General features: G+C 71.7%; 1 protein-coding gene. It reads left to right on the forward strand.

The features are described from left to right. Positions 1-785, forward strand: a 785-nt coding sequence (locus tag MXD61_RS05740; protein WP_248811801.1) for a polyketide synthase, incomplete at both ends; no start/stop codon positions are given.

Consider the following 785-nt stretch of genomic DNA (forward strand, 5'->3'; position numbering starts at 1 on the left):
TGACCGTGGACACCGCCTGCTCGTCCTCGCTGGTCGCGCTGCACCTGGCCAGCCAGTCCCTGCGCCGCGGCGAGTGCGAGCTGGCCCTCGCCGCCGGCGTCACGGTGCTGGCCACACCGGACCTGTTCGTCTGGTTCAGCCAGCAGCGTGGGCTTTCCCCCGACGGACGGTGCAAGGCGTTCGCCGCCGCCGCCGACGGCACCGGCTGGGCCGAAGGCGCCGGCGTCATCCTGCTCGAACGACTCTCCGACGCCCGCCGCAACGGCCACCGCGTACTCTCCGTCATCCGCGGCAGCGCCATCAACTCCGACGGCACGAGCAGCCAGCTCTCGGCCCCCAGCGGCACCGCCCAACGCGACGTCATCCACCAAGCCCTCACCGACGCCCACCTCACCCCCGCCGACATCGACGCCATCGAAGCCCACGGCACCGGCACCACCCTCGGCGACCCCATCGAAGCCAACGCCCTACTCGCCACCTACGGCCCCCACCACACCCCCCACACCCCCCTGTGGCTCGGCTCCCTCAAAACCAACATCGGCCACACCCAGGCCGCCGCCGGCATCGCCGGCATCATCAAAATCACCCAGGCCCTCCACCACCACCGCCTCCCCCCCACCCTCCACATCGACACCCCCACCCCCCACGTCGACTGGACCACCCACACCCTCACCCTCCTCACCCACCACCAACCCTGGCCCCCCACCCCACACCGACCCCGCCGCGCCGCCATCTCCGCCTTCGGCATCAGCGGCACCAACGCCCACGTCATCCTCGAAGAAGCC

It is taken from the genome of Frankia sp. AgPm24 (genome assembly GCF_023243055.1).
In the GTDB taxonomy this organism is placed as follows: domain Bacteria; phylum Actinomycetota; class Actinomycetes; order Frankiales; family Frankiaceae; genus Frankia; species Frankia umida.